The organism is Mycobacteroides franklinii (assembly GCF_002013895.1).
In the GTDB taxonomy this organism is placed as follows: Bacteria; Actinomycetota; Actinomycetes; order Mycobacteriales; family Mycobacteriaceae; genus Mycobacterium; species Mycobacterium franklinii.
This window is the reverse complement of record NZ_MAFQ01000006.1, coordinates 335,400-354,825: the sequence shown is the minus strand read 5'-3', so window position 1 is coordinate 354,825 and position 19,426 is coordinate 335,400. Positions and strand designations below refer to the sequence as shown.

19 protein-coding genes are annotated in these 19,426 nt (G+C 64.7%); 12 read left to right on the top strand and 7 right to left on the bottom strand.

The features are described 5' to 3' along the window. Nucleotides 1-8: 8 nt before the first annotated feature. Both purB and B4393_RS11530 read left to right on the top strand, forming a co-directional pair. A complete protein-coding gene (gene purB, locus B4393_RS11535; RefSeq protein ID WP_078334257.1) occupies nt 9-1,427 on the top strand; it encodes an adenylosuccinate lyase in 1,419 nt (472 codons plus the stop codon). A gap of 3 nt (nt 1,428-1,430) precedes the next feature. Beyond that, a complete protein-coding gene (locus tag B4393_RS11530) occupies nt 1,431-2,663 on the top strand; it encodes a cytochrome P450 (RefSeq protein ID WP_078334256.1) in 1,233 nt (410 codons plus the stop codon). A gap of 77 nt (nt 2,664-2,740) precedes the next feature. Here the strand turns inward: B4393_RS11530 and B4393_RS11525 are convergent, their stop codons facing one another. Further along, on the bottom strand, nt 2,741-3,367 hold the full coding sequence (locus tag B4393_RS11525; RefSeq protein WP_078334255.1) for a hypothetical protein: 627 nt from the start codon (nt 3,365-3,367) through the stop codon (nt 2,741-2,743). 18 nt (nt 3,368-3,385) lie between these two features. On the opposite strand from B4393_RS11525, the gene B4393_RS11520 reads away from it, so the two are divergent. Genes B4393_RS11520 through B4393_RS11510 form a run of 3 tightly spaced genes read left to right on the top strand, consistent with a single transcriptional unit; the run spans nt 3,386 to nt 7,222 of the window. Beyond that, nucleotides 3,386-4,279: a phosphoribosylaminoimidazolesuccinocarboxamide synthase gene (locus B4393_RS11520; protein WP_078334254.1), complete on the top strand. Its 894-nt coding sequence runs from the start codon at nt 3,386-3,388 to the stop codon at nt 4,277-4,279. Next, on the top strand, nt 4,276-6,393 hold the full coding sequence (locus tag B4393_RS11515) for a S9 family peptidase (RefSeq protein WP_078334253.1): 2,118 nt from the start codon (nt 4,276-4,278) through the stop codon (nt 6,391-6,393). Before B4393_RS11520 ends, B4393_RS11515 begins: the two co-directional genes overlap by 4 nt. A gap of 7 nt (nt 6,394-6,400) precedes the next feature. Next, the gene (locus tag B4393_RS11510; RefSeq protein WP_078334252.1) at nt 6,401-7,222 is read left to right on the top strand and encodes an SDR family oxidoreductase; all 822 of its coding nucleotides are present in this window, start codon (nt 6,401-6,403) and stop codon (nt 7,220-7,222) included. An 8-nt stretch (nt 7,223-7,230) separates the two neighbouring features. Here the strand turns inward: B4393_RS11510 and B4393_RS11505 are convergent, their stop codons facing one another. Then, complete coding sequence (locus B4393_RS11505; protein ID WP_078334251.1) at nt 7,231-8,652, bottom strand: sugar porter family MFS transporter; 1,422 nt, start codon at nt 8,650-8,652, stop codon at nt 7,231-7,233. Nucleotides 8,653-8,720: 68 nt separating this feature from the next. Between B4393_RS11505 and B4393_RS11500 the strand changes: the two genes are divergently transcribed. The 3 genes from B4393_RS11500 to B4393_RS11490 all read left to right on the top strand — a co-directional run bounded on the left by B4393_RS11500 (nt 8,721) and on the right by B4393_RS11490 (nt 11,837). Next, on the top strand, nt 8,721-9,209 hold the full coding sequence (locus tag B4393_RS11500) for a glutathione peroxidase (protein ID WP_078334447.1): 489 nt from the start codon (nt 8,721-8,723) through the stop codon (nt 9,207-9,209). 71 nt (nt 9,210-9,280) lie between these two features. After that, on the top strand, nt 9,281-9,985 hold the full coding sequence (locus B4393_RS11495) for a DUF2334 domain-containing protein (protein WP_078282499.1): 705 nt from the start codon (nt 9,281-9,283) through the stop codon (nt 9,983-9,985). Nucleotides 9,986-10,178: 193 nt separating this feature from the next. Continuing rightward, entirely contained in the window at nt 10,179-11,837 is a 1,659-nt protein-coding gene (locus B4393_RS11490; RefSeq protein ID WP_078334250.1) for an FAD-binding dehydrogenase, read from the top strand. Between the two features lie 79 nt (nt 11,838-11,916). On the opposite strand, the gene B4393_RS11485 is transcribed toward B4393_RS11490, so the two are convergent. Next, nucleotides 11,917-12,555 (bottom strand): MBL fold metallo-hydrolase, encoded by a 639-nt coding sequence (locus B4393_RS11485; protein WP_078334249.1) that lies wholly within the window; start codon nt 12,553-12,555, stop codon nt 11,917-11,919. Between the two features lie 50 nt (nt 12,556-12,605). On the opposite strand from B4393_RS11485, the gene purS reads away from it, so the two are divergent. The 3 genes from purS (at nt 12,606) to B4393_RS11470 (ending at nt 14,370) form a co-directional block, all read left to right on the top strand. Continuing rightward, nucleotides 12,606-12,845, top strand: coding sequence for a phosphoribosylformylglycinamidine synthase subunit PurS (purS, locus tag B4393_RS11480; RefSeq protein ID WP_070936719.1), 240 nt, complete (start codon nt 12,606-12,608; stop codon nt 12,843-12,845). Beyond that, nucleotides 12,842-13,516: a phosphoribosylformylglycinamidine synthase subunit PurQ gene (gene purQ / locus B4393_RS11475; protein WP_070936718.1), complete on the top strand. Its 675-nt coding sequence runs from the start codon at nt 12,842-12,844 to the stop codon at nt 13,514-13,516. Before purS ends, purQ begins: the two co-directional genes overlap by 4 nt. Nucleotides 13,517-13,734: 218 nt before the next feature. After that, nucleotides 13,735-14,370: a hypothetical protein gene (locus B4393_RS11470; protein ID WP_078334248.1), complete on the top strand. Its 636-nt coding sequence runs from the start codon at nt 13,735-13,737 to the stop codon at nt 14,368-14,370. Nucleotides 14,371-14,466: 96 nt separating this feature from the next. On the opposite strand, the gene B4393_RS11465 is transcribed toward B4393_RS11470, so the two are convergent. Next, nucleotides 14,467-15,264 carry a family 1 encapsulin nanocompartment shell protein gene (locus B4393_RS11465; protein ID WP_070936716.1) on the bottom strand — a complete coding sequence of 266 codons (798 nt, stop codon included), beginning with the start codon at nt 15,262-15,264 and terminating at the stop codon, nt 14,467-14,469. Beyond that, complete coding sequence (locus B4393_RS11460; RefSeq protein ID WP_078334247.1) at nt 15,261-16,268, bottom strand: Dyp-type peroxidase; 1,008 nt, start codon at nt 16,266-16,268, stop codon at nt 15,261-15,263. Before B4393_RS11460 ends, B4393_RS11465 begins: the two co-directional genes overlap by 4 nt. Before the next feature lie 42 nt (nt 16,269-16,310). Between B4393_RS11460 and B4393_RS11455 the strand changes: the two genes are divergently transcribed. Next, nucleotides 16,311-17,579 (top strand): M18 family aminopeptidase, encoded by a 1,269-nt coding sequence (locus tag B4393_RS11455; RefSeq protein WP_078334445.1) that lies wholly within the window; start codon nt 16,311-16,313, stop codon nt 17,577-17,579. Here the strand turns inward: B4393_RS11455 and B4393_RS11450 are convergent. Together B4393_RS11450 and B4393_RS11445 are read right to left on the bottom strand one after the other, a co-directional pair. Then, the gene (locus B4393_RS11450) at nt 17,569-18,387 is read right to left on the bottom strand and encodes a maleylpyruvate isomerase family mycothiol-dependent enzyme (protein ID WP_078334246.1); all 819 of its coding nucleotides are present in this window, start codon (nt 18,385-18,387) and stop codon (nt 17,569-17,571) included. The two genes, B4393_RS11455 and B4393_RS11450, sit on opposite strands and share 11 nt — an antisense overlap. Nucleotides 18,388-18,405: 18 nt before the next feature. Continuing rightward, complete coding sequence (locus B4393_RS11445) at nt 18,406-19,419, bottom strand: hypothetical protein (RefSeq protein WP_078334245.1); 1,014 nt, start codon at nt 19,417-19,419, stop codon at nt 18,406-18,408. Between the last annotated feature and the right edge of the window lie 7 nt (nt 19,420-19,426).

The window sequence follows — 19,426 nt, the reverse complement described above, 5'->3', positions numbered from 1 at the left end:
CTCTAGTCGTGCAAATCCCTAACGTTCTGGCATCTCGGTACGCGAGCGATGCCATGGTTCAGCTGTGGTCGCCGCAGTCAAAGGTGGTGCTGGAGCGCCAGTTGTGGATCGCGGTGCTGCGCGCACAACGCGATCTGGGCATCGACGTTCCCGACGGCGTCATCGAGGACTACGAGCGCGTGGTCGAGGACGTCGACCTGGACTCGATCTCGGCCCGTGAGCGCGTCACCCGCCACGATGTGAAGGCCCGCATCGAGGAGTTCAACGCGCTGGCCGGGCACGAGCACATCCACAAGGGCATGACGAGCCGCGACCTCACCGAGAACGTGGAGCAACTGCAGATCCGCCGGTCGCTGGAGTACGTGCACGCGCATGGCGTCGCGGTGGTGGCGCGGCTGGCGAGTCATGCCGTCGAGTACCGGGATGTGGTGATGGCCGGGCGCAGTCACAACGTGGCCGCGCAGGCAACCACATTGGGTAAGCGATTCGCATCGGCGGCCGACGAGACGCTGATCGCGCTGACCCGGCTGCGGGAGCTTCTCGATCGCTATCCGTTGCGGGGGATCAAGGGCCCGATGGGCACCGGGCAGGACATGCTGGACCTGTTCAACGGGGATACCGAGAAGCTGGCGGAGCTGGAAGAGCGTGTGGCGGGCTTCCTGGGTTTCTCCAGCACCCTGACGAGCGTCGGGCAGGTGTATCCACGCTCGCTGGACCACGACGTGGTGTCGGCGCTGGTGCAACTTGGTGCCGGCCCGTCCTCGCTGGCGCACACCGTCCGCCTGATGGCCGGGCACGAGCTGGTCACCGAGGGCTTCGCGCCCGGGCAGGTCGGCAGCTCGGCGATGCCGCACAAGATGAACACCCGCAGTTGCGAACGCGTCAACGGCCTGCAGGTGATTCTGCGCGGATATGGCTCCATGGTTGCGGAACTGGCTGGAGCGCAATGGAATGAAGGCGATGTGTTCTGTTCGGTGGTGCGCCGGGTCGCGCTGCCCGACGCCTTCTTCGCCATCGACGGGATGATCGAGACCTTCCTGACGGTGCTCGACGAGTTCGGTGCATATCCGGCGGTGATCGACCGTGAGTTGCGGCGCTACCTGCCGTTCCTGGCGACCACCAAGGTGCTGATGGCGGCGGTTCGTGCCGGGGTCGGCCGCGAGGAGGCTCACGAGGTCATCAAGGAGCACGCCGTCGCGACGGCGCTGGCGATGCGCGAAAAGGGTGCCGAGCCAGACCTTTTGGGCTTGCTGGCCGATGACGCCCGGCTGCCGTTGGACAGGGCTGCGCTGGAGGCCGCGCTGGCCGACCGTGCCTCGTTCACCGGGGCGGCCGCGGATCAGGTCGATCGGGTGGTGACTGAGGTCGAGGCGCTGGCGGCCGACTATCCGGATGCCGCCGTGTACAGCCCGGGTGCCATCCTGTAGCGCATGGGCTGCGCGGCTCTTGCTGGAATTGACCTGACCGACCTGGACAACTTCGCCGGTGGATTCCCGCACGCCCTGTTCGCGCGGCATCGACGTGAGGCGCCGGTGTACTGGCATGAACCCACCGAGAACACCCCCGACAACGAGGGTTTCTGGTCGGTGGCCAGCTGCGCGGAAACCTTTGAGGTGCTGCGTGATCAGGTGACGTACTCGTCGGTGACCGGAGGTGATCGCGCCTACGGCGGCACGTTGATCCAGGATCTGCCGATCGCCGGGCAGGTGCTCAACATGATGGACGACCCGCGGCACCGCCAGATTCGCAAGCTGGTGAGCTCGGGTTTGACCCCGCGCATGATCCAGCGCGTCGAGGACGATCTGCGCGGGCGGTGCCGGATGCTGCTGGACGCGGTGCAACCGTCGGTGCCCTTCGACTTCTTGGTGGACATCGCCGCGGAACTGCCGATGCAGATGATCTGCATCCTTTTGGGCGTACCGGAGTCGGATCGACACTGGTTGTTCGAAGCGGTCGAGCCCAGTTTCGACTTCGGCAAGGCGCGCCGCTCGCAGGTCACCAGTTCGCTGGGTGACCCGAGTTCTGGTATGTACCAGTACGGTTCGGAGTTGATCGCGTTGAAACGCTCTCGGCCCGGTGACGACATGTTGTCGGTGGTGGTCAATGCGACAGTCGACGATCCGGATGCGCCCGCGTTGTCGGATGCCGAGCTGTACCTGTTTTTCTATCTGCTGTTCAGTGCGGGCGCCGAGACGACGCGCAACGCCATCGCCGGTGGTCTGTTGGCGCTGCTGGAGCATCCCGGCGAATTCCATTCCCTGCGTGCGAATCTTGATCGGGTGCCGACAGCGATCGAGGAGATGCTGCGCTGGACCTCCCCGTCACCGTCCAAGCGCAGGACGGCGACCACCGATGTCACGTTGGGTGGACAGGACATCGGGTCCGGGCAGAAGGTGGTGGTCTGGGAAGGCTCGGCCAATCGCGATGCGCTGGTGTTCGACCGCCCCGATCAATTCGATATCACGCGCAAACCCAATCCCCACTTGGGCTTTGGACACGGCGTGCATTTTTGCCTCGGCGCGCATCTGGCCCGTCTGGAGCTGCGGGTGGTCTTCGAGGAGATGCTGCCGCGTTTCACGTCGGTGCGGCTGGCGGAGCCGGTGGAGTGGACCCGCAGTAACCGGCACACCGGCATTCGACACATGGTCGTCGCGGCCTCCTAACCCGCCGACACGCCGCGTTCTGTTGCGAACAGTGGCGTGTCATCACAAAACGCGGCGTGTCGGCAAGGAGAGGACGCTCAGGAGGTGCGCCACTGCTTGGGTGCGCTGATGCCCGTCGCCTTCAATTCGATGGCAGCCAAACCACGTATCGCAGCGGCATCCTCGGCGCGCCACGCAGCCACCGGATCGGCGGTGACCACCGCGAGCTTCTTCAGCGGCCGGTTCGCCAGCGCCCGCAGGGCCAGCAGCTGTTCCCCGGCGGGAGTGGCCGCGAGCTGAACCGCAACCAGCTTGCGGCGAAAGAACCTGATCCGGAGAAAGATCCACGGCCCGGCGAAGGCCAGGATGGGCGGCGCGGCGACGGCGATCGCCAAGACGACCGCCAACCAGGTCGCAGTGGTGTCCAGATTGTGGCCGGCCCCGGCCAAATCGGCGGCCGCCTCACTGGCCGCGCGCAGCGGTCCGCCCACCTTGTCGCCTACCAACGGGATCCTGTGTGCGCTGTCGCCGGCGGAGTTCAGGTTGTCCGAGATGCCGTCGGCACCGTCCTTCACCTGGCGGCCCACCGCCGCAATCGTCGACACGGATGCGTGCACAGCAAGCCCGACGAACACCCAGATCGTGGTCCAGATCGCGACCGCTACGTCGCTGAACAGTTGGCGGAGCAACCGCCCCGGCCGGGTCGAGTAGGGCAGGAGTCGCATGAATCGTAGGATGGCACGATGCGTCCTCCGCTGTCCGATTACCAGCATGTGGCCAGCGGAAAGGTCCGTGAGCTGTACCGAGTCGACGACGAGCACCTGCTGTTCGTCGCCACCGACCGAATTTCCGCGTTCGATTTCATCCTGGATACGCCGATCCCCGACAAGGGGCGCATCCTCACCGCGATGAGCGTGTTCTTCTTCGGGCTGCTGACCGTGCCCAACCATCTGGCCGGGCCGCCCGACGATCCGCGCATTCCGGAGGAGGTGCTGGGTCGGGCGCTGCTGGTGCGACGGCTCGACATGCTTCCGGTGGAATGCGTGGCACGCGGATACCTCACCGGATCCGGACTGCTGGACTATCAGCGGACCGGCGCGGTCTGTGGACACGTGCTGCCGCAGGGCCTCGGCGAGGCCAGCCGGCTGGATCCGCCGTTGTTCACCCCGGCGACGAAGGCAGATATCGGTGAGCACGATATGAATGTCGACTTCGCCGCGGTGATAGATCTGGTCGGCGCAGTGCGTGCCAACCAGCTGCGCGATGAGACCATCAAGATCTATACCCGGGCGGCGGCACACGCGCTGCACAAGGGAATCATCCTGGCCGACACCAAGTTTGAATTCGGCGTCGATATCGAGGGCACCCTGGTGCTAGCCGACGAGGTATTCACCCCGGACTCGTCCCGCTACTGGGATGCCGCCAACTATCGGCCGGGCGTGGTGCAGGACAGCTTTGACAAGCAGTTTGTCCGCAATTGGCTCACCAGTGCGGAATCGGGATGGGATCGCGCGTCGGACACCCCGCCACCGCCTCTACCTGATGAGGTGGCGGCGGCCACACGTGAACGTTATATCGAGGCATATGAACGTATTTCGGGGCTGAGCTTCGCCGATTGGATCGGCCCGTCGGCGTGAGCGGGCCCGTACGCCCGCCCGCCGCGAACCGCATCGATACTCTGCGTGAGTATCACGGAGACACCTTCGTAGACCCCTACGAATGGATGCGCGAGAAGGAGAGCCCCGAGGTCATCGCGCACCTTGAGGCCGAGAACGCCTACGTCGATGACCAACTCGGCCATCTCGAGGGGCTGCGCAACAGCATCTTCGGCGAGATCAAATCGCGCACCAAGGAGACCGACCTTTCGATTCCCACCCGGATGGGGCAATGGTGGTACTACGCCCGCAGCTTCGAGGGGAAGCAGTACGGCGTTCATTGCCGTTGTCCGATAGGTGATCCGGACAACTGGACGCCCCCAGTGCTCGATGAGGACGTTCCGGGTGAGCAGATCCTTCTCGACGGCAATCTGGAAGCGCAGGGCCACGACTTCTTCTCGTTGGGGGCCGCGACCGTCAGCCCGGACGGAAACACGCTCGCCTACTCGGTCGATGTCGTCGGCCACGAGATGTACACGCTGCGGTTCAAGGACCTGCGTACCGGCGAGATGTACCCGGACGAGATCGCCGATATCGGTGCAGGCGCGACCTGGGCGATGGACAGCCGCACCCTTTACTACCCCGTGATCGATGAAGCCTTCCGGCCGTACGCCATTCGCCGCTACACCATGGGTAGCGGCGAAGAATCCGTTGAGGTGTTCACGGAACCCGACGAGCGATTCTGGATCGGGGTGGGTCGCACGCGCAGTGACCGCTTTGTCGCCATCAGCGTGCATTCGTCGGTAACCTCCGAGATCCTGATCGGCGATGCCAGCGATCCCGCCACCGATTTCTCGCCAGTCTGGTTGCGCCGCACCGGTATCGAGTACACCGTCGATCACATTGTGGTCGGGGGTGAGGATCGACTCCTGATCCTGCACAACGAAGGCGCCGTGAACTTCGCGCTCGCCGAGCTGCCGGTCGCCGCGCTGGCGGACGGGCCAGCCGAGCCGACGTTGGCGCGCAACCTGATCGCCCACCGCGACGATGTGCGCCTGGACGGTGTGGAGGCCTTCGCGGAACGGTTCGTGATCGGCTATCGACGAGAAGCGTTGCCGCGCATACAGGTATGGCCGATCACCGCGGACGGATACGGTGCACCGCAGGAGGTCGAGTTCGACTCCGAGCTCATGCTGTCGGGGCTGGGCGACAACCCCGAATGGAACTCGCCGCTGTTGCGGGTCGGTTGTACATCCTTCATCACCCCGACTCGCGTCTACGACCTCGACGTGCATACCGGGGAACGCGCGCTACTCAAGGAGCAACCGGTTCTTGGTGGCTATCACCGCGAGGACTACGTGGAGCGGCGCGAATGGGCGCTTGCCGAGGACGGCACCCGGATACCGCTGTCGGTGGTCCACCGTAGAGACACTCGTGAACCCGCGCCGACACTCCTGTACGGATACGGCGCATACGAGATGTGTGAGGACCCGCAGTTCAGCATCGGGCGCCTCTCACTGCTGGACCGTGGGGTGGTGTTCGTCATCGCCCACGTGCGTGGTGGCGGTGAGATGGGCCGCCTCTGGTACGAGGACGGCAAGATGCTGCACAAGAAGCACAGCTTCAGCGACTTCGTCGCGGCAGGTAGGCATCTCATTGACACTGGAGTTGCCTTGCCCGATCGGCTTGTCGCCTGGGGAGGCAGCGCGGGCGGGCTGTTGGTGGGCGCCGCGGTGAACCTGGCACCCGAGCTGTTCGCCGGGGTGCTGGCGCAGGTGCCCTTCGTCGATCCCGTCACCACCATCTGTGATCCGTCACTGCCGCTCACCGTCACCGAGTGGGATGAGTGGGGAAACCCGTTGGAAAACAAGGATGTGTACGACTACATCAAGTCGTACTCGCCTTACGAGAACATTCGTGCCGCTGACTATCCGAGCATCCTCGCGATGACTTCACTGCATGACTCTCGTGTGCTGTACGTCGAACCCGCCAAATGGGTGGCGGAGTTGCGGCACACCACCACCGGTGAGCGTCCCATCCTGATACGCACCGAGATGACGGCCGGGCACGGCGGTATCAGCGGGCGTTACGAGCGTTGGAAAGAGAGCGCCTTCCAGCTCGCCTGGATACTCGATGTTCTTGGGGCGGAAGGGTAGATATCGAATGTCTGACGAGGTCGTCGTCGTCACCGGTGTCGGCGGCATGGGCAAGGTCATCGCCCGCCGTCAAGGCATCGGTAAGACACTGCTGATCGCCGACTACAACGAGCAGGCACTGCAGGCCGTCGTCGATGAACTGACGGCCGACGGACACAACGTCATCGGGCGGCGAGTCGACGTTTCCTCGCGTGAGTCGGTGTCAGGGTTGGCCGAAGCCGCCGCGGCGCTGGGACGGGTCACTCAGGTGGCGCACACCGCCGGCGTTTCGCCGGCACAGTCGCCGACGGCGGCCATCCTGGCCGTCGACCTGGTGGGTGTGGCCTTGGTGGTAGAGGAGTTCGGCAAGATCGTCGCCCCCGGCGGTGCTGGGGTGGTGATCGCCAGCATGGCCGGGCACATGCCGTTGGAGCTCACCGCCGAGCAGGAGCAGGAGCTGGGCTCCGTCGGTGCCGAGGATCTGCTGGAGTTACCCTATGTTCGGAGCATTGAGTATCCTGCGGCGGCGTACCAATTCGCCAAGCGCGCCAACCATATTCGCGTTCGATTTGCCGCGCGTGGGTGGGGAGCGCGAGGGGCTCGCATCAACTCGATAAGCCCGGGAGTGGTGTCCACCAAGATGGGACACCAGGAACTTGCCTCGGAGACCGGTGCCATCACGAAGGCCATGATCGACGGTTCGGCGTCCGGGCGGATTGGCACATCCGACGATATTGCGGCGGCGACGGCATTCCTGCTGGGGTCCGAGTCGACCTACGTCACCGGAACCGATCTGTTGGTCGACGGCGGAGTCATCGCCGCGGCGCGCTCCGGCCAGTTGTTCAGCTGATCACCGAATCAGGGCCGGATGGTCTTCGCGCGAGCTTGCTCATCCATATCTTCCAGGGTCCTGCCTTTGGTCTCCTGCACCCAGCGGGCCACGAATGCCAAGGACAGCAGCGCACATATTGCATAGAACCCGTAGGCGATTCCCAACGCGTCACGTAGCCCGGGGAAGGTCACCGTCACCAACCAGTTGGCTGCCCAGTTTCCCGCGGTGGCCAAACCCATGGCCGCTGCCCTGATTCGATTGGGGAAGATCTCACCCAGCAGCACCCAGACCACCGGACCCCAGGACATTCCGAATGCCACCACAAACAGATTGGCGGCAACCAGCGCAACGGGCCCGGCGATAGGTCCCAGGTGCGGCTTGCCGTCGACCATGGTGGCCGAGCTAAAGACGATCGCCATGGTGCCCAGAGTTGCCGCCATGCCTGCCGAACCGATGAGCAACAGGGGCTTGCGGCCCACCCTGTCGATGAGCGCTATGGCCACCAGCGTGGTGGCGATGTTGGTGATCGAGGTGATCACCGTGATGGTGAAGGACGAGCTCTCGCCGAACCCGACGGCTTGCCACAGCACATTTGAGTAGTAGAAGATCACGTTGATGCCGACCAGCTGCTGAAACACCGCCAATGCCACACCAATCCACACGATGGCGTACAAACCGCCGGTGGGCTTGCGTAGGTCGCGCCACGAGGGCGCGGTGCCCTGGTCGAGCGTCTCCTGGATACGGTCGATAGTGATGTCCAGGTTCTTTTCCCCGAGCAGCCTCGTCAATACCGTGCGCGCTTCGGGAATACGGTGCGCGGCAATGAGATAACGGGGTGACTCGGGGATGGTGAATGCCAGTGCGCCGTACACCAGCGCAGGTAGTGCCATCGCGAGGAACATCCAGCGCCACGCGGGCAGGCTCAACCACAAGTCATCGCGAGAGCCACCCGCGAGGTGTGCCAATAGCCAATCGATGGTGAGGGACAAGAAGATCCCCGTGACAATCGCCAATTGCTGCAGCGAGCCCAACCGTCCGCGGATGTGCGATGGAGAGGTTTCGGCGATATAGGCCGGTGCGATCAGGGATGCGACACCTACTCCCACGCCGCCGATTACGCGAAAGATGACGAGCAGCTCGATGTTCGGCGAGAGACCGGCGCCCACCGCGCTCACCAGAAACAAGGCGGCGGCGATCTTCATGACCGCCACCCGCCCGATCCGGTCGGCGATGCGGCCGGCAGTCATGGCGCCAAGGGCAGCTCCTATGAGGGCGGAGGCGACCGCGAATCCGAGCTCGACGTCACGGATGTCAAACTCGTCCTGAATCGCCTGGACCGCGCCATTGACGACGGCGCTGTCGTATCCGAAGAGGAGTCCTCCCAGGGCGGCTACCGACGCGATCCGCAGGGCACTGCGGCCCGAGGAGAATTCGTCCTCCTCGCTCATATATGACCTCCGCAACTTTGCTTGGTGTTCAAACAGTCAATCATCGCTACCCCGGTACCGTGGGAGGCATGACCGATCTCGCCTCGATCTCGTTGACCGCCCTGGACGGCTCGCCGCTGTCACTCGCCGATTTCGGCGACAACGCCGTGCTCGTCGTCAACGTCGCGTCCAAATGCGGTCTCACCCCGCAGTACGCGGCCCTGGAGAAGTTGGCCAGCGACTACGCCGACCGTGGTTTGACGGTGCTCGGGGTGCCCTGCAATCAGTTCATGGGCCAGGAACCGGGTACGGCGGAGGAGATTCAGACTTTCTGTTCCACCACCTACGGCGTCAGCTTTCCGCTACTGGAGAAGACCGATGTCAACGGGGACAGCCGGCATCCGCTGTACACCGAGCTCACCAAGACGGCCGATGCCGAAGGTGCCGCCGGGGACGTGCAGTGGAACTTCGAGAAGTTCTTGATCGCGCGGGATGGCTCGGTGGTCAATAGATTCCGGCCGACGACGGTGCCGGATGCTCCCGAGGTGATTGCGGCCATCGAGAAGGAGCTGGGCTAGCGCCCAGAGCGTTCTTTTCGATGCGGGGTGTCTGACACCTCGCGTACATCTGAAGTTGCCACACTGAAGGCATGGCAGGACAGCTGCTGGTATCCGTGTCGGGAATCTGCGATCGCACTCTCGATGAGATTGCTGTGTTCACTGAGGAAATGGATCGGCGGTCCATCCCGCTGTCATTTCTGGTGGCTCCCCGTTTGAAGGGTAAGTACCGCCTCGTGGAGGACCAGCCGACGGTCGATTGGCTTGCCGGGCGCCGCTCTCGGGGTGACGCCATCGTTCTGCACGGATACGACCAGGCCGCCACCAAGAAGCGTCGCGACGAGTTCGCCGCATTGCCCGCACACGAGGCCAACCTGCGTCTGATGGCCGCCGACCGCGTGATGGAGCAGACCGGGTTGCGTACGCGTCTGTTCGCGGCGCCGGGTTGGATGGCATCGGCAGGAGCCATAGAAATGCTGCCGCGCAACGGTTTCCGTCTGAACGTCGGTCTTTCCGAGATTACCGATCTGGTGCATGGCACCTCGGTGCGCGCACGGGTGCTGGGCATTGGCGAGGGCTTTCTCTCCGAGCCGTGGTGGTGCCGGATGCTGGTGCTGTCGGCCGCGCGCACTGCCCGTCGCGACGGTGTGGTGCGGGTTGCGATTTCGGCCAAGCACCTGCGTAAGCCCGGCCCGCGGCAGGCCATGATCGACGCCATTGACCTGTCATTGCTGCACGGTGCAGTGCCCGGCATTTACCAGTGGTTGCCCAAGCAGGTATTGCACAGCGTGGCCTAAGGTCCACGATTTTGCTGCATCTTCCAGGGAATGGTCCGGGGGTGGCGGCATCTCCTCTGCGGTGGCAGAGGAGAAATGACTTCGCCTGTCGGTATATCGGCACTGTTCGGGCCCAATATGATCACGGCTTTGTGCTTTCACCGCAAGGAAGTTGGACCTTTTAATCCTTAATCGTCCCGGCTACGGTGAACCGGTGAGTGACACGAGTACCGATGTCATTGTCGTGGGCGCGGGTCTGTCGGGGCTGGTGGCGACCTGTGAATTGGTGGACCGCGGCAAGAGGGTCATCATCGTCGAACAGGAGAACGCCGCCAATCTGGGCGGGCAGGCGTATTGGTCTTTCGGTGGTTTGTTCTTCGTCAACAGTCCCGAACAGCGCCGCATGGGGATCAAGGATTCCCACGAGCTGGCCCTGCAGGACTGGCTGGGTACTGCCGGATTCGATCGGCCGGAGGACCATTGGCCACGTCAATGGGCGCACGCATATGTGGACTTCGCCGCCGGAGAGAAGCGAACCTGGCTGCGTGCCAGGGGGTTACAGACTTTTCCGCTGGTCTCCTGGGCCGAGCGCGGCGGTAGGGATGCGCTGGGTCCGGGTAACTCCGTGCCACGATTCCACATCACGTGGGGCACCGGTCCCGGGCTGGTGGAGATCTTCGCCCGGCGCGTGCTCGCTGCCGTCGACCGTGGCCAGGTGCGCATCGCGTACCGGCACCAGGTCGACGAGCTGATTGTCGATCAGGGTGCCGCCGTGGGGGTTCGCGGCACGGTGCTGGAGCCATCAAGTGACGTGCGCGGTGTCGCGTCCTCGCGAACGGCTTTGGGAGAATTCGAGTTCCGCGCACAGGCCGTCATCGTGACCAGCGGTGGCATCGGCGGAAACCACGACCTGGTGCGCGCGAACTGGCCCGAGAGGTTGGGGCATGTGCCGTCTCAGCTGCTGACGGGTGTGCCTGCACACGTCGATGGCCGCATGGTGGGGATATCGGTGGCCGCCGGAGCCCACCTGATCAACCGTGACCGTATGTGGCACTACACCGAAGGCATTACCAACTACGACCCGATCTGGCCGGGTCACGGAATTCGCATCCTGCCCGGGCCTTCGTCACTCTGGTTGGATGCCAAGGGATCTCGAATCCCGGCGCCGCTGTTCCCTGGATTCGACACTCTGGGCACGCTCGAGCACATCTGTGGCAGCGGGCACGACTATTCGTGGTTCATCCTGAATGCGCGGATTATCGCCAAGGAGTTCGCGTTGTCGGGGCAGGAGCAGAATCCCGACCTCACGGGCAAGGATGTGCGTGGGGTGTTGCGGCGCGGTAAGGCGGGCGCGCCCGGGCCGGTGCAGGCGTTCATCGACAAGGGTGTCGATTTCGTCTCCGCCACCAATCTGCCGGACCTCGTCGCCGGAATGAACGCGCTGCCGGACGTCAGGCCCCTGGACTACGCCACTGTCGCTCAACAGGTGACGGCGCGCGACCGCGAGGTGGCCAACCCGTTTGGCAAGGACCCGCAGATCGCCGCCATCCGTGCCGCACGCGGCTATCTCGCCGACCGATTCACCCGCGTGGTGGCTCCGCACCGGCTCACCGATCCCAAGGCCGGTCCGCTCATCGCGGTGAAGCTGCACATTCTGACGCGAAAGACGTTGGGCGGTCTGGAAACCGATCTCGATTCGCGTGTCCTGCGGGCCGATGGCAGCTGCTTCGAAGGACTGTATGCGGCCGGGGAGGTTGCCGGATTCGGTGGCGGCGGTGTGCACGGCTATCGCGCGCTGGAGGGCACGTTCCTGGGCGGCTGCATCTTCAGCGGACGGGCCGCGGGTCGGGGCGCCGCCGAAGACATCGGCTAGTCACCCGCCGACACGCCGTGTTTTGCGAAGGTTACTCGCGAAACACATCGAAACGCGGCGTGTCGGCGACTGGGTAGGCCTAGAAGGTGACCGCATCCTCGTGCGGCAGCACCTGGAAGTCCGCGTCGGACATCTCCCGAAAACGCGTGTAGAAGAACGGGTATGCGGCCTCTTGCAGAATGCCCTGGTGAATCGGCACCGCCCGGGCCGGGTTGACCGCGCGCAGATACTCGATCGCCTCGGACACCTTCATCCACGGCGCCGCGGCGGGCAGCGCCAGCACGTCGACGTCCTCGCCGGGGGCGAAGAGCGCGTCACCGGGATGCATGAGGCGCGCGGCATGCTCACCGTCGCCGATCAGATACGAGGTGTTGTCGATGAGCGGGATCTCCGGATGGATCACCGCGTGCTGCCCGCCCACCCCGCGCACCGTCAGCTCCGCGACGGTGAAGCTGTCGCCGGCATGCACCGCCTGCCACGGCTCGCCCAGCTGCGCTGCGGTCATGGGGTCGGCATAGAGCGCCGCCCCGGGGTTCGCCTCGACCAGCGCGGGCAGCCGTTGCAGGTCCACGTGGTCGGGGTGCTGATGGGTGATCAAGATGGCTGACAGACCGGTGATCCCTTCGAATCCGTGCGAGAAATTTCCCGGATCGAACAGCAAAGTGGTGCTGCCGAAATCGGCCAGCAGGCACGAATGCCCGAAGTGGGTCAGCTGCATGAGGGGAGTCTAGGCGGGATGTGTCCGGGCCCACACGGTAAAGTCAGTCCGTGGCCCGAGTCGTCGTAAACGTCATGCCGAAACCCGAGATCCTGGACCCGCAGGGACAAGCGATCGTGGGCGCACTCGCCCGCCTTGGCTATGCCGGCGTGGCAGACGTCCGGCAGGGCAAGCGCTTTGAGTTGGAATTTGACGGAGAGATCGGCGATTCCGACCTGGAGTCCATCGCCGAGGCGTTGCTCGCCAACACCGTTATCGAGGACTGGGAAATCGTGCGGGAGTCCGAATGACCCCACGTATCGGTGTCATCACGTTCCCCGGCACCCTCGATGACGTTGACGCCGCGCGCGCGGCCCGGCTCTCCGGTGCCGAGGCCGTCTCGCTATGGCATGACGATGCCGACCTGAAGTCAGTCGACGCGGTGATCGTGCCCGGTGGCTTCTCCTACGGTGACTACCTGCGTGCCGGGGCCATCGCGCGGTTCGCCCCGGTGATGCGTTCGGTGGTGGACGCCGCCGCGCAGGGTCTGCCAATCCTGGGCATTTGCAACGGTTTCCAAGTGCTGTGCGAGGCCGGGCTGCTGCCCGGCGCGCTGGCCCGTAACGCCGGACTGCACTTCGTATGCCGGGACGTCTGGCTGGGTGTCGACGCCAACAACACCGCCTGGTCGTCCCGGTACGAGCAGGGCGCCGATATCCTGGTGCCGCTGAAGTCCGGTGAGGGCCGTTACGTGGCCTCCGATGCGGTGCTCGATGAGCTCGAGGGTGAGGGCCGCGTCGTCTTCCGCTACCGCGAGAACCCCAACGGGTCGATGCGCGATATCGCCGGGATTTCCTCGGCCAACGGTCGCGTGGTGGGGCTCATGCCGCACCCGGAGCACGCCACCGAGGCGCTGACCGGGCCCAGCGACGATGGGCTCGGGATTTTCTACTCGGCGCTCGACGCCGTGCTGACCGCGTAAATCCTGCCTGCCAATAGGCGTTTGCTGACGGCTCACGTAGCGGCCGTGCGACACTGCCTGTCTTAGTGGCTCATTGCATCGCGCGTCCTCGTACGCAGCGGTTGTCCGGCAATGGATGGCAAAGCCATAACTAGTGCCTATCTGCGTATTTGCTGGGTAGTTGCGCAGATGTCCGTTCTTACAGCTATGCTCCCACCAATTGCGGAGGGAGTGTGTCTATGGGTCAGGCAATCAGGGTTGGATGGCGGGTCGCGGCGCTTGTCCTATCGGTTGCGGTCGCCTGTCTTGGGTTCGCGGGACCGGCGAGCGCCGACAGCGATTTGGCCGACAAGCCAAGCTCTCAGTTGATGTCCCTGCTTCCGGACGACGCCATCCCGGCGGACTGGAAGGTGGAGAAGGACGACCTCGCCGGCGCAACCAGCAGCGGTGACCAATTGTGTCACCAGGCCGGCGACGCGAATGGCGCCAAGGTTAACTTTCTGGTCCGGTTGCAAGCGTTGTCGCACTGTACGGAATCGGTCGATGTCCTTTACGGCAAAGAGAACCCTGGGGTCGACATGATCGCCTGGGCCAAGTCCATCGTGCCCGCGCAGGGGGTCAACACCCTGGAGACGGGCACTGCGTCGGTGCAGATTTCGTCCGCCCCCGGCCCGAACACCGCGCCCTATCCGTCGGTCACGGCGCTGATGCGGCCGACCGACATGGACCAGGAGATTCCCGGGCAGCTGGTGACGTGGGTCCGTGTTCGTGGGCTGCTGGTTGTCGTGCGATCGTTCGCGTGGGATGCGGGTGAGGGGCGGGCGCGGCTCGACCAGGTGGTGCACTCGGCGATCGGCAGACTCAAGGCCGTGTGATCCTCCCGTTGTCGGCCTTTGGGCGACAAGCAAGATAACGAATTGCTTTGTCGCTCAAAGGCGGGCACACATCAGTGCGTTGAGAGACCGACCCGCCTAGGGCAGCAGCGCGACCGACGCCTCGGCGGTGTAGCTCAGGAACGTCAAGGTCTCCTGCAGGTAGAGCTGCACGCTCTCAGCGTCATGGGACAGGTAGCCGATGGTGACATCGGTGCCCAGCTGTAGGTCGAAGTCGCCGCCGCGGCAGCTCAACACGAACGCCCCGTCAATTGCCGGCGCCCAGAGAATCTCGCCGGTGACCAGCCGGCCAAGATGCTCGCGGATGGGGTATCCGCGATCGGAGGCCTCGCTGACCTTCGTGTACTCCTCCGCCGACAGCAGCACCGAATACGGACCGTCGACACCGGCCAGGCGCAGTTCCGAGAGCGCCTGCGCGACGATGTCGGGGTACTCGCGGACATCTTCGGGCAGCTTGAGTTCGGGGTTGGAGCTGGACTCGCGGATGCCGACGATCGAAGCGGCGGGGTATCCCTCGAAGATGGCGCGGTCCTCGGCGAACGCCAGCTTCTTGGCCGCCGCCTTGACCGGGTCCCAATCGGAGTCCTGTGAGCCGCGCTCCACATCGTCGATGGCCGAGCGGGTGATGGTGAACGGAACGCGTAGCCGCACAAGTGGTTTGCTTTCGCGCAGATGGGCCTGCACACCGTCGGCGGGTGCCGCCACATCCAGCAGATGCCCGGTGCTCACGGCCGCACTAGAGGGGCCGCCCGGCTCGCTGACGTCGACTACCCGGCGCCCGGCGATGTGGCGCTTGAAGGTGCGGGCGGCCTCGGTCTCGATCTCCGCCCAGGCCTCGTCGGTGATGGGTGCGAGTTCGCGGTACAGGTTGTTCATGACAACGATCCTTTCAGGCTGCCGATCGAAAGAGAACCTTGGTACTCAACAGATTTGGTGGCTGCCACGGTGGGCAGCGGTGGGGGAGCGTCGAGGAAATCGGCGGCCGGTGCAAAGAACAGTCCGCCGGTGACCGCGGTCGAGAAGTCCAGGATACGGTCGGTGTTGCCCGGTGGATCCCCGATAAACATGTTGCGCAGCATGCGTTCCGTGACGTCCGGGGTGCGCGAGTAGGCGATGTAGTAGGTGCCGAACTCGGATTTTCCGAGCTCGCCGAAGGGCATGTTCCGCCGCAAGATCTGCAACTCGTTGCCCTCTTCGTCCTCGATGACATTCAGCGCCACATGGGAATTGGACGGCTTGACGGCATCATCGAATTCGATGTCATCGAGCTTGGTGCGCCCGATCACCTTCTCCTGCTCATCCACGGTGAGCGCGCTCCACGCGGCCATGTTGTGCAGGTATTTCTGGACGTGTACGTAGCTGCCGCCGGCGAAGTCCGCGTCCTCGGAACCGACAAGGGCAGCCGAGGCCGCCTCGTCGCCGTCGGGATTCTCGGTGCCGTCCACGAATCCCAGCAGGTCGCGGTTGTCGAAGTACTGAAAACCGTGCACCTCGTCGGCGACGGTGACCGCACCCGCCAGCGTCGTGGTGATGCGGGTGGCCAGTTCGAAGCAGCGGTCCATGGTCGAAGCGCGGATATGGAACAGCAGGTCGCCGGGGGTCGCCGGAGCCACGTGCCGCTCGCCGCGCACCTCCTGGAAGGGCCACAGCCGGGCGGGCCGTGAACCGGAGAAGAGCCGGTCCCAGGCATCGGACCCGATGGCGGTGACCAGCGACAATCGCCGTGCCGGGTCGCGGAATCCGATGGCTCTCGCCTGGCCGGACAGCTCCGGCAGGGCGTCGTGAACTGCCTGTTCGGCGCCCTCGTTGACGGTCACCACCAGGAAGATGGCCGACGAGGACAGCGGTTCTAGGACGGCTTGCGGCACAGGATCGGGCACGCTTCGACCCTAGACCGTATCCGGTCAGCCATCATGGGAAGCGTGACCGCGACCGCAACAGGACTTTGCCAATTCATCGACGCCTCACCGTCGCCGTTTCATGCTGTGGACACCGTCGCACACCGCCTGCGCCAGGAAGGGTTCACCGAGCTGTCCGAGGCGCAACGGTGGCCGGGGCACGCCGGCGACTACTTCGTGGTGCGGTCCGGTTCGATTGTGGCCTGGCGCGGTATGGACATGGAAGACGAGAACGTGGCCTTCCGGGTGATCGGGGCGCATACAGACAGCCCGAACCTGCGGGTAAAGGCCAACGCCGATCGGGTGCAAGCGGGTTGGCCCATGGTCGCCCTGGAGCCCTACGGGGGTGCCTGGGTACAGACCTGGCTGGACCGCGATCTGGGCTTGTCCGGGCGGGTGCTGGTGCGCGATGGAGATGCGGTGCGGTCCACATTGATTCGCATCGATCAGCCGATCCTGCGGGTGCCGAACCTAGCGATTCACATGGTCAGTGCCGAGGAACGCAAGAAATGGGTGATCGACCCGCAGTGGCATGTGAACTCGGTGTGGAGTGGGAAGCGCAGCTTCGAGGAGTACATCGCCGAGCAGTTGGGGGTCGCCCCGGCCGATATCCTGGGGCGCGATCTGATGACGCACGACCTGACCGGCGCGGCGCTGGTGGGACCCGACGAGAGCCTGGTCAGTGCGCCCCGTTTGGATAACCAGGCCAGCTGCTATGCCGGCCTGGAGGCATTCTTGGCCGCCGAATCCAGTTCGACGACCGTGCTGGCACTCTTCGACCACGAGGAGATCGGTTCGGTCTCCGACCATGGCGCCCACTCGGATCTTTTGTCGACAGTACTGGAACGGATCGTGCTGTCCAGCAATGGAACCCGCGAGGATTTTCTGCGGCGCGCGGCCGCTTCGCTGATGGTCTCGGCCGATATGGCGCATGGCACCCACCCCAACTATCCGGATCGGCACGAACCGGGCCACCAGATCGGCGTCAACGCGGGACCGGTCATCAAGATTCACCCCAACGTGCGTTACGCCACCGATGGGCGGGGCACGGCGGCCTTCGCGCTGGCCTGCGAGCGGGCCGGGGTCCCCGTGCAGCGGTACGAACACCGGGCGGATATGCAGTGCGGCTCCACCATCGGTCCGTTCGCGGCATCACACACCGGCATTGTCACCGTGGACGTGGGCGCTGCGATGCTTGCGATGCACTCGGCACGTGAGCTGATGGGCGCGCACGACGTGCCGATGTACTCCGATGCGCTGCAGGCGTTTTTGGAGCTACCCGCTACATCGTGAAGCGCAGATTGGAGACGATCTTCCACCCCAGGTCGGGATCGCCGTCGAGTGTGAATCCGTTGCGGTTCGCGCTGGCACGTCCGCCCAGATGGCGAGCGAACTCACAGGTGTCCGCGGTGAGCGTCACCTGGGGGGCATCGGAGAGTGTGGCCACGATGCGGGCCCGGTCCGGGATTTCGATGTTGATGGTCTGCGCACCAATTCCGGTGAGCACGAAACGGATCCGGCTACCTTGGGGTGCGCCGGCCCGCTTGCCCACCAGGAAAGGCAGCGCGTTGATCAGTTCGGCAAGGGCCGGTGTCACGGTCACCGGATCCGTCGGTGCTGGCAAACCGAGGCTGTCACGCACGTCCAATTCGTGCATCCAGCAGTCGAAGTCGCGAATTTGCATGAACCGGCCATAACTTTCGGGCCCTACGGGGGTGGCGGTTTCGGCGTTGAACTGCTCTTGGGACAGGCCCTCCAGAACGGCCAGCCGGGCGCTGGTGACGGTACGCAGGTCATTCAGTACCGCGACCGGTGGCAGCTTGCGGTAGTAGGTGAGCCAGCGCTCGTTGAGGACGCCGACGGGATTGTGCACGTGCGGCAGATTCGCGACGGCCTCGTCGGTGCTGGGGATCGGGTCGCCCGAGAGCAGGCGCTCGGTACCGACCACATGCGCGAGGACATCCTTGACGGTCCACCCCGGCAACACCGACGGTGCGGCCCACTGGTCATCGGTCAGGCGCGCGCCCAACTCATCGAGCGCGGTCCACTCGGCGGCCAACGCGGCGACGACAGGCTGCTTGGCGACGATCGTGACGGTCATGGGGCGAGCCTACGAGAGTTAGCGCGGACAGGTTTCGAATTGGGCGCGCAGCTCGCCTTGCAGGGCCACATCGGGGGCAGTACTGGGCTGCGGCTCCCACACGCCCGTGGAGCAGCGTCCGGGACGGACCGTGATCTGGGCGTGGTCGATCGTGTACACGGTTGCCGTTCCTGACTTCTTGATCAGCTGAAGCTGTTCTTCCGCAACGTGATCCATGTTCCGGCCGGTCAGCTTGGTGAGCTGGATGCTGTTGCGGTCAGGCTGGTCACGGTTGCCTGGTAGCGGGCCCCGATTGAAGTCGCCGTCGACGGGCGCGATGGTGTCCAGGGCCTCCCACAAGTCCAGCTGCGCCGCGGTCGGCAGACCGTGGCCGGATCGGATGCTGGGTGGATCGTTGGCGTAGATCAAGGAGTTGGTGATTACCCAGTCGCTGGTGGAGCCGGGGAAGTCGGTGCCGAGCCTGCGCACTGCCGTGGCGAATTCGGTGGCGCCGATATCGTCCGGCCGTCGATCCTTGCCGTCGAACAACGTGACATTGAGGCTGGCGCCGGCGGGTCGGTCGTAGTCGGACGGCCACACCCGCCCGGTGATCTGGTGGCCGTATTCGCCCCGGGAAAGTTTCAGCCAGTCCTGCCACGGCGGCTCCGGGGTAGCAGCCGAGGGCCGCAGTTCGACATACATCGTGGAAAACAGGTGATTGCCCTCCGGCCAGCGTCTTACGTTGAGGGTCGCCGCCCAGGAGCGGAACGTGCGGGAATCGTGGATCTGGCCGGTGAAGACGCGCGTCAGTGCGGAGAGCTGATCGGCGGACGCTTCGCCGCGGACGTAGACGTCGAAGGTGGCACTGGCCGGTGCGGGGCCGCCGCTGTGGCTGATGGTGTGTGACACCGACGACACCCCCGCAAGCGATCGCAACGTTTCATCGATTCGGTCGGCGGTCCGCGAGCCGGTGAAATCGCAGCCGGCGACCAAGGATGCGACGCTGAGCACCAGAACGCCAAGCGCGCCGCCGCCCTGGCCGAACATTCTCATTGGTGGA

Excerpts from the sequence above, each read along its gene's own strand:
- B4393_RS11530 (WP_078334256.1), top strand. The coding sequence starts at position 1,431 with ATGGGCTGCGCGGCTCTTGCTGGAATTGACCTGACCGACCTGGACAAC.
- B4393_RS11525 (WP_078334255.1), bottom strand. The coding sequence starts at position 3,367 with ATGCGACTCCTGCCCTACTCGACCCGGCCGGGGCGGTTGCTCCGCCAA.
- B4393_RS11520 (WP_078334254.1), top strand. The coding sequence starts at position 3,386 with ATGCGTCCTCCGCTGTCCGATTACCAGCATGTGGCCAGCGGAAAGGTC.
- B4393_RS11510 (WP_078334252.1), top strand. The coding sequence starts at position 6,401 with ATGTCTGACGAGGTCGTCGTCGTCACCGGTGTCGGCGGCATGGGCAAG.
- B4393_RS11505 (WP_078334251.1), bottom strand. The coding sequence starts at position 8,652 with ATGAGCGAGGAGGACGAATTCTCCTCGGGCCGCAGTGCCCTGCGGATC.
- B4393_RS11500 (WP_078334447.1), top strand. The coding sequence starts at position 8,721 with ATGACCGATCTCGCCTCGATCTCGTTGACCGCCCTGGACGGCTCGCCG.
- B4393_RS11495 (WP_078282499.1), top strand. The coding sequence starts at position 9,281 with ATGGCAGGACAGCTGCTGGTATCCGTGTCGGGAATCTGCGATCGCACT.
- B4393_RS11485 (WP_078334249.1), bottom strand. The coding sequence starts at position 12,555 with ATGCAGCTGACCCACTTCGGGCATTCGTGCCTGCTGGCCGATTTCGGC.
- purQ (WP_070936718.1), top strand. The coding sequence starts at position 12,842 with ATGACCCCACGTATCGGTGTCATCACGTTCCCCGGCACCCTCGATGAC.
- B4393_RS11470 (WP_078334248.1), top strand. The coding sequence starts at position 13,735 with ATGGGTCAGGCAATCAGGGTTGGATGGCGGGTCGCGGCGCTTGTCCTA.
- B4393_RS11465 (WP_070936716.1), bottom strand. The coding sequence starts at position 15,264 with ATGAACAACCTGTACCGCGAACTCGCACCCATCACCGACGAGGCCTGG.
- B4393_RS11450 (WP_078334246.1), bottom strand. The coding sequence starts at position 18,387 with ATGACCGTCACGATCGTCGCCAAGCAGCCTGTCGTCGCCGCGTTGGCC.
- B4393_RS11445 (WP_078334245.1), bottom strand. The coding sequence starts at position 19,419 with ATGAGAATGTTCGGCCAGGGCGGCGGCGCGCTTGGCGTTCTGGTGCTC.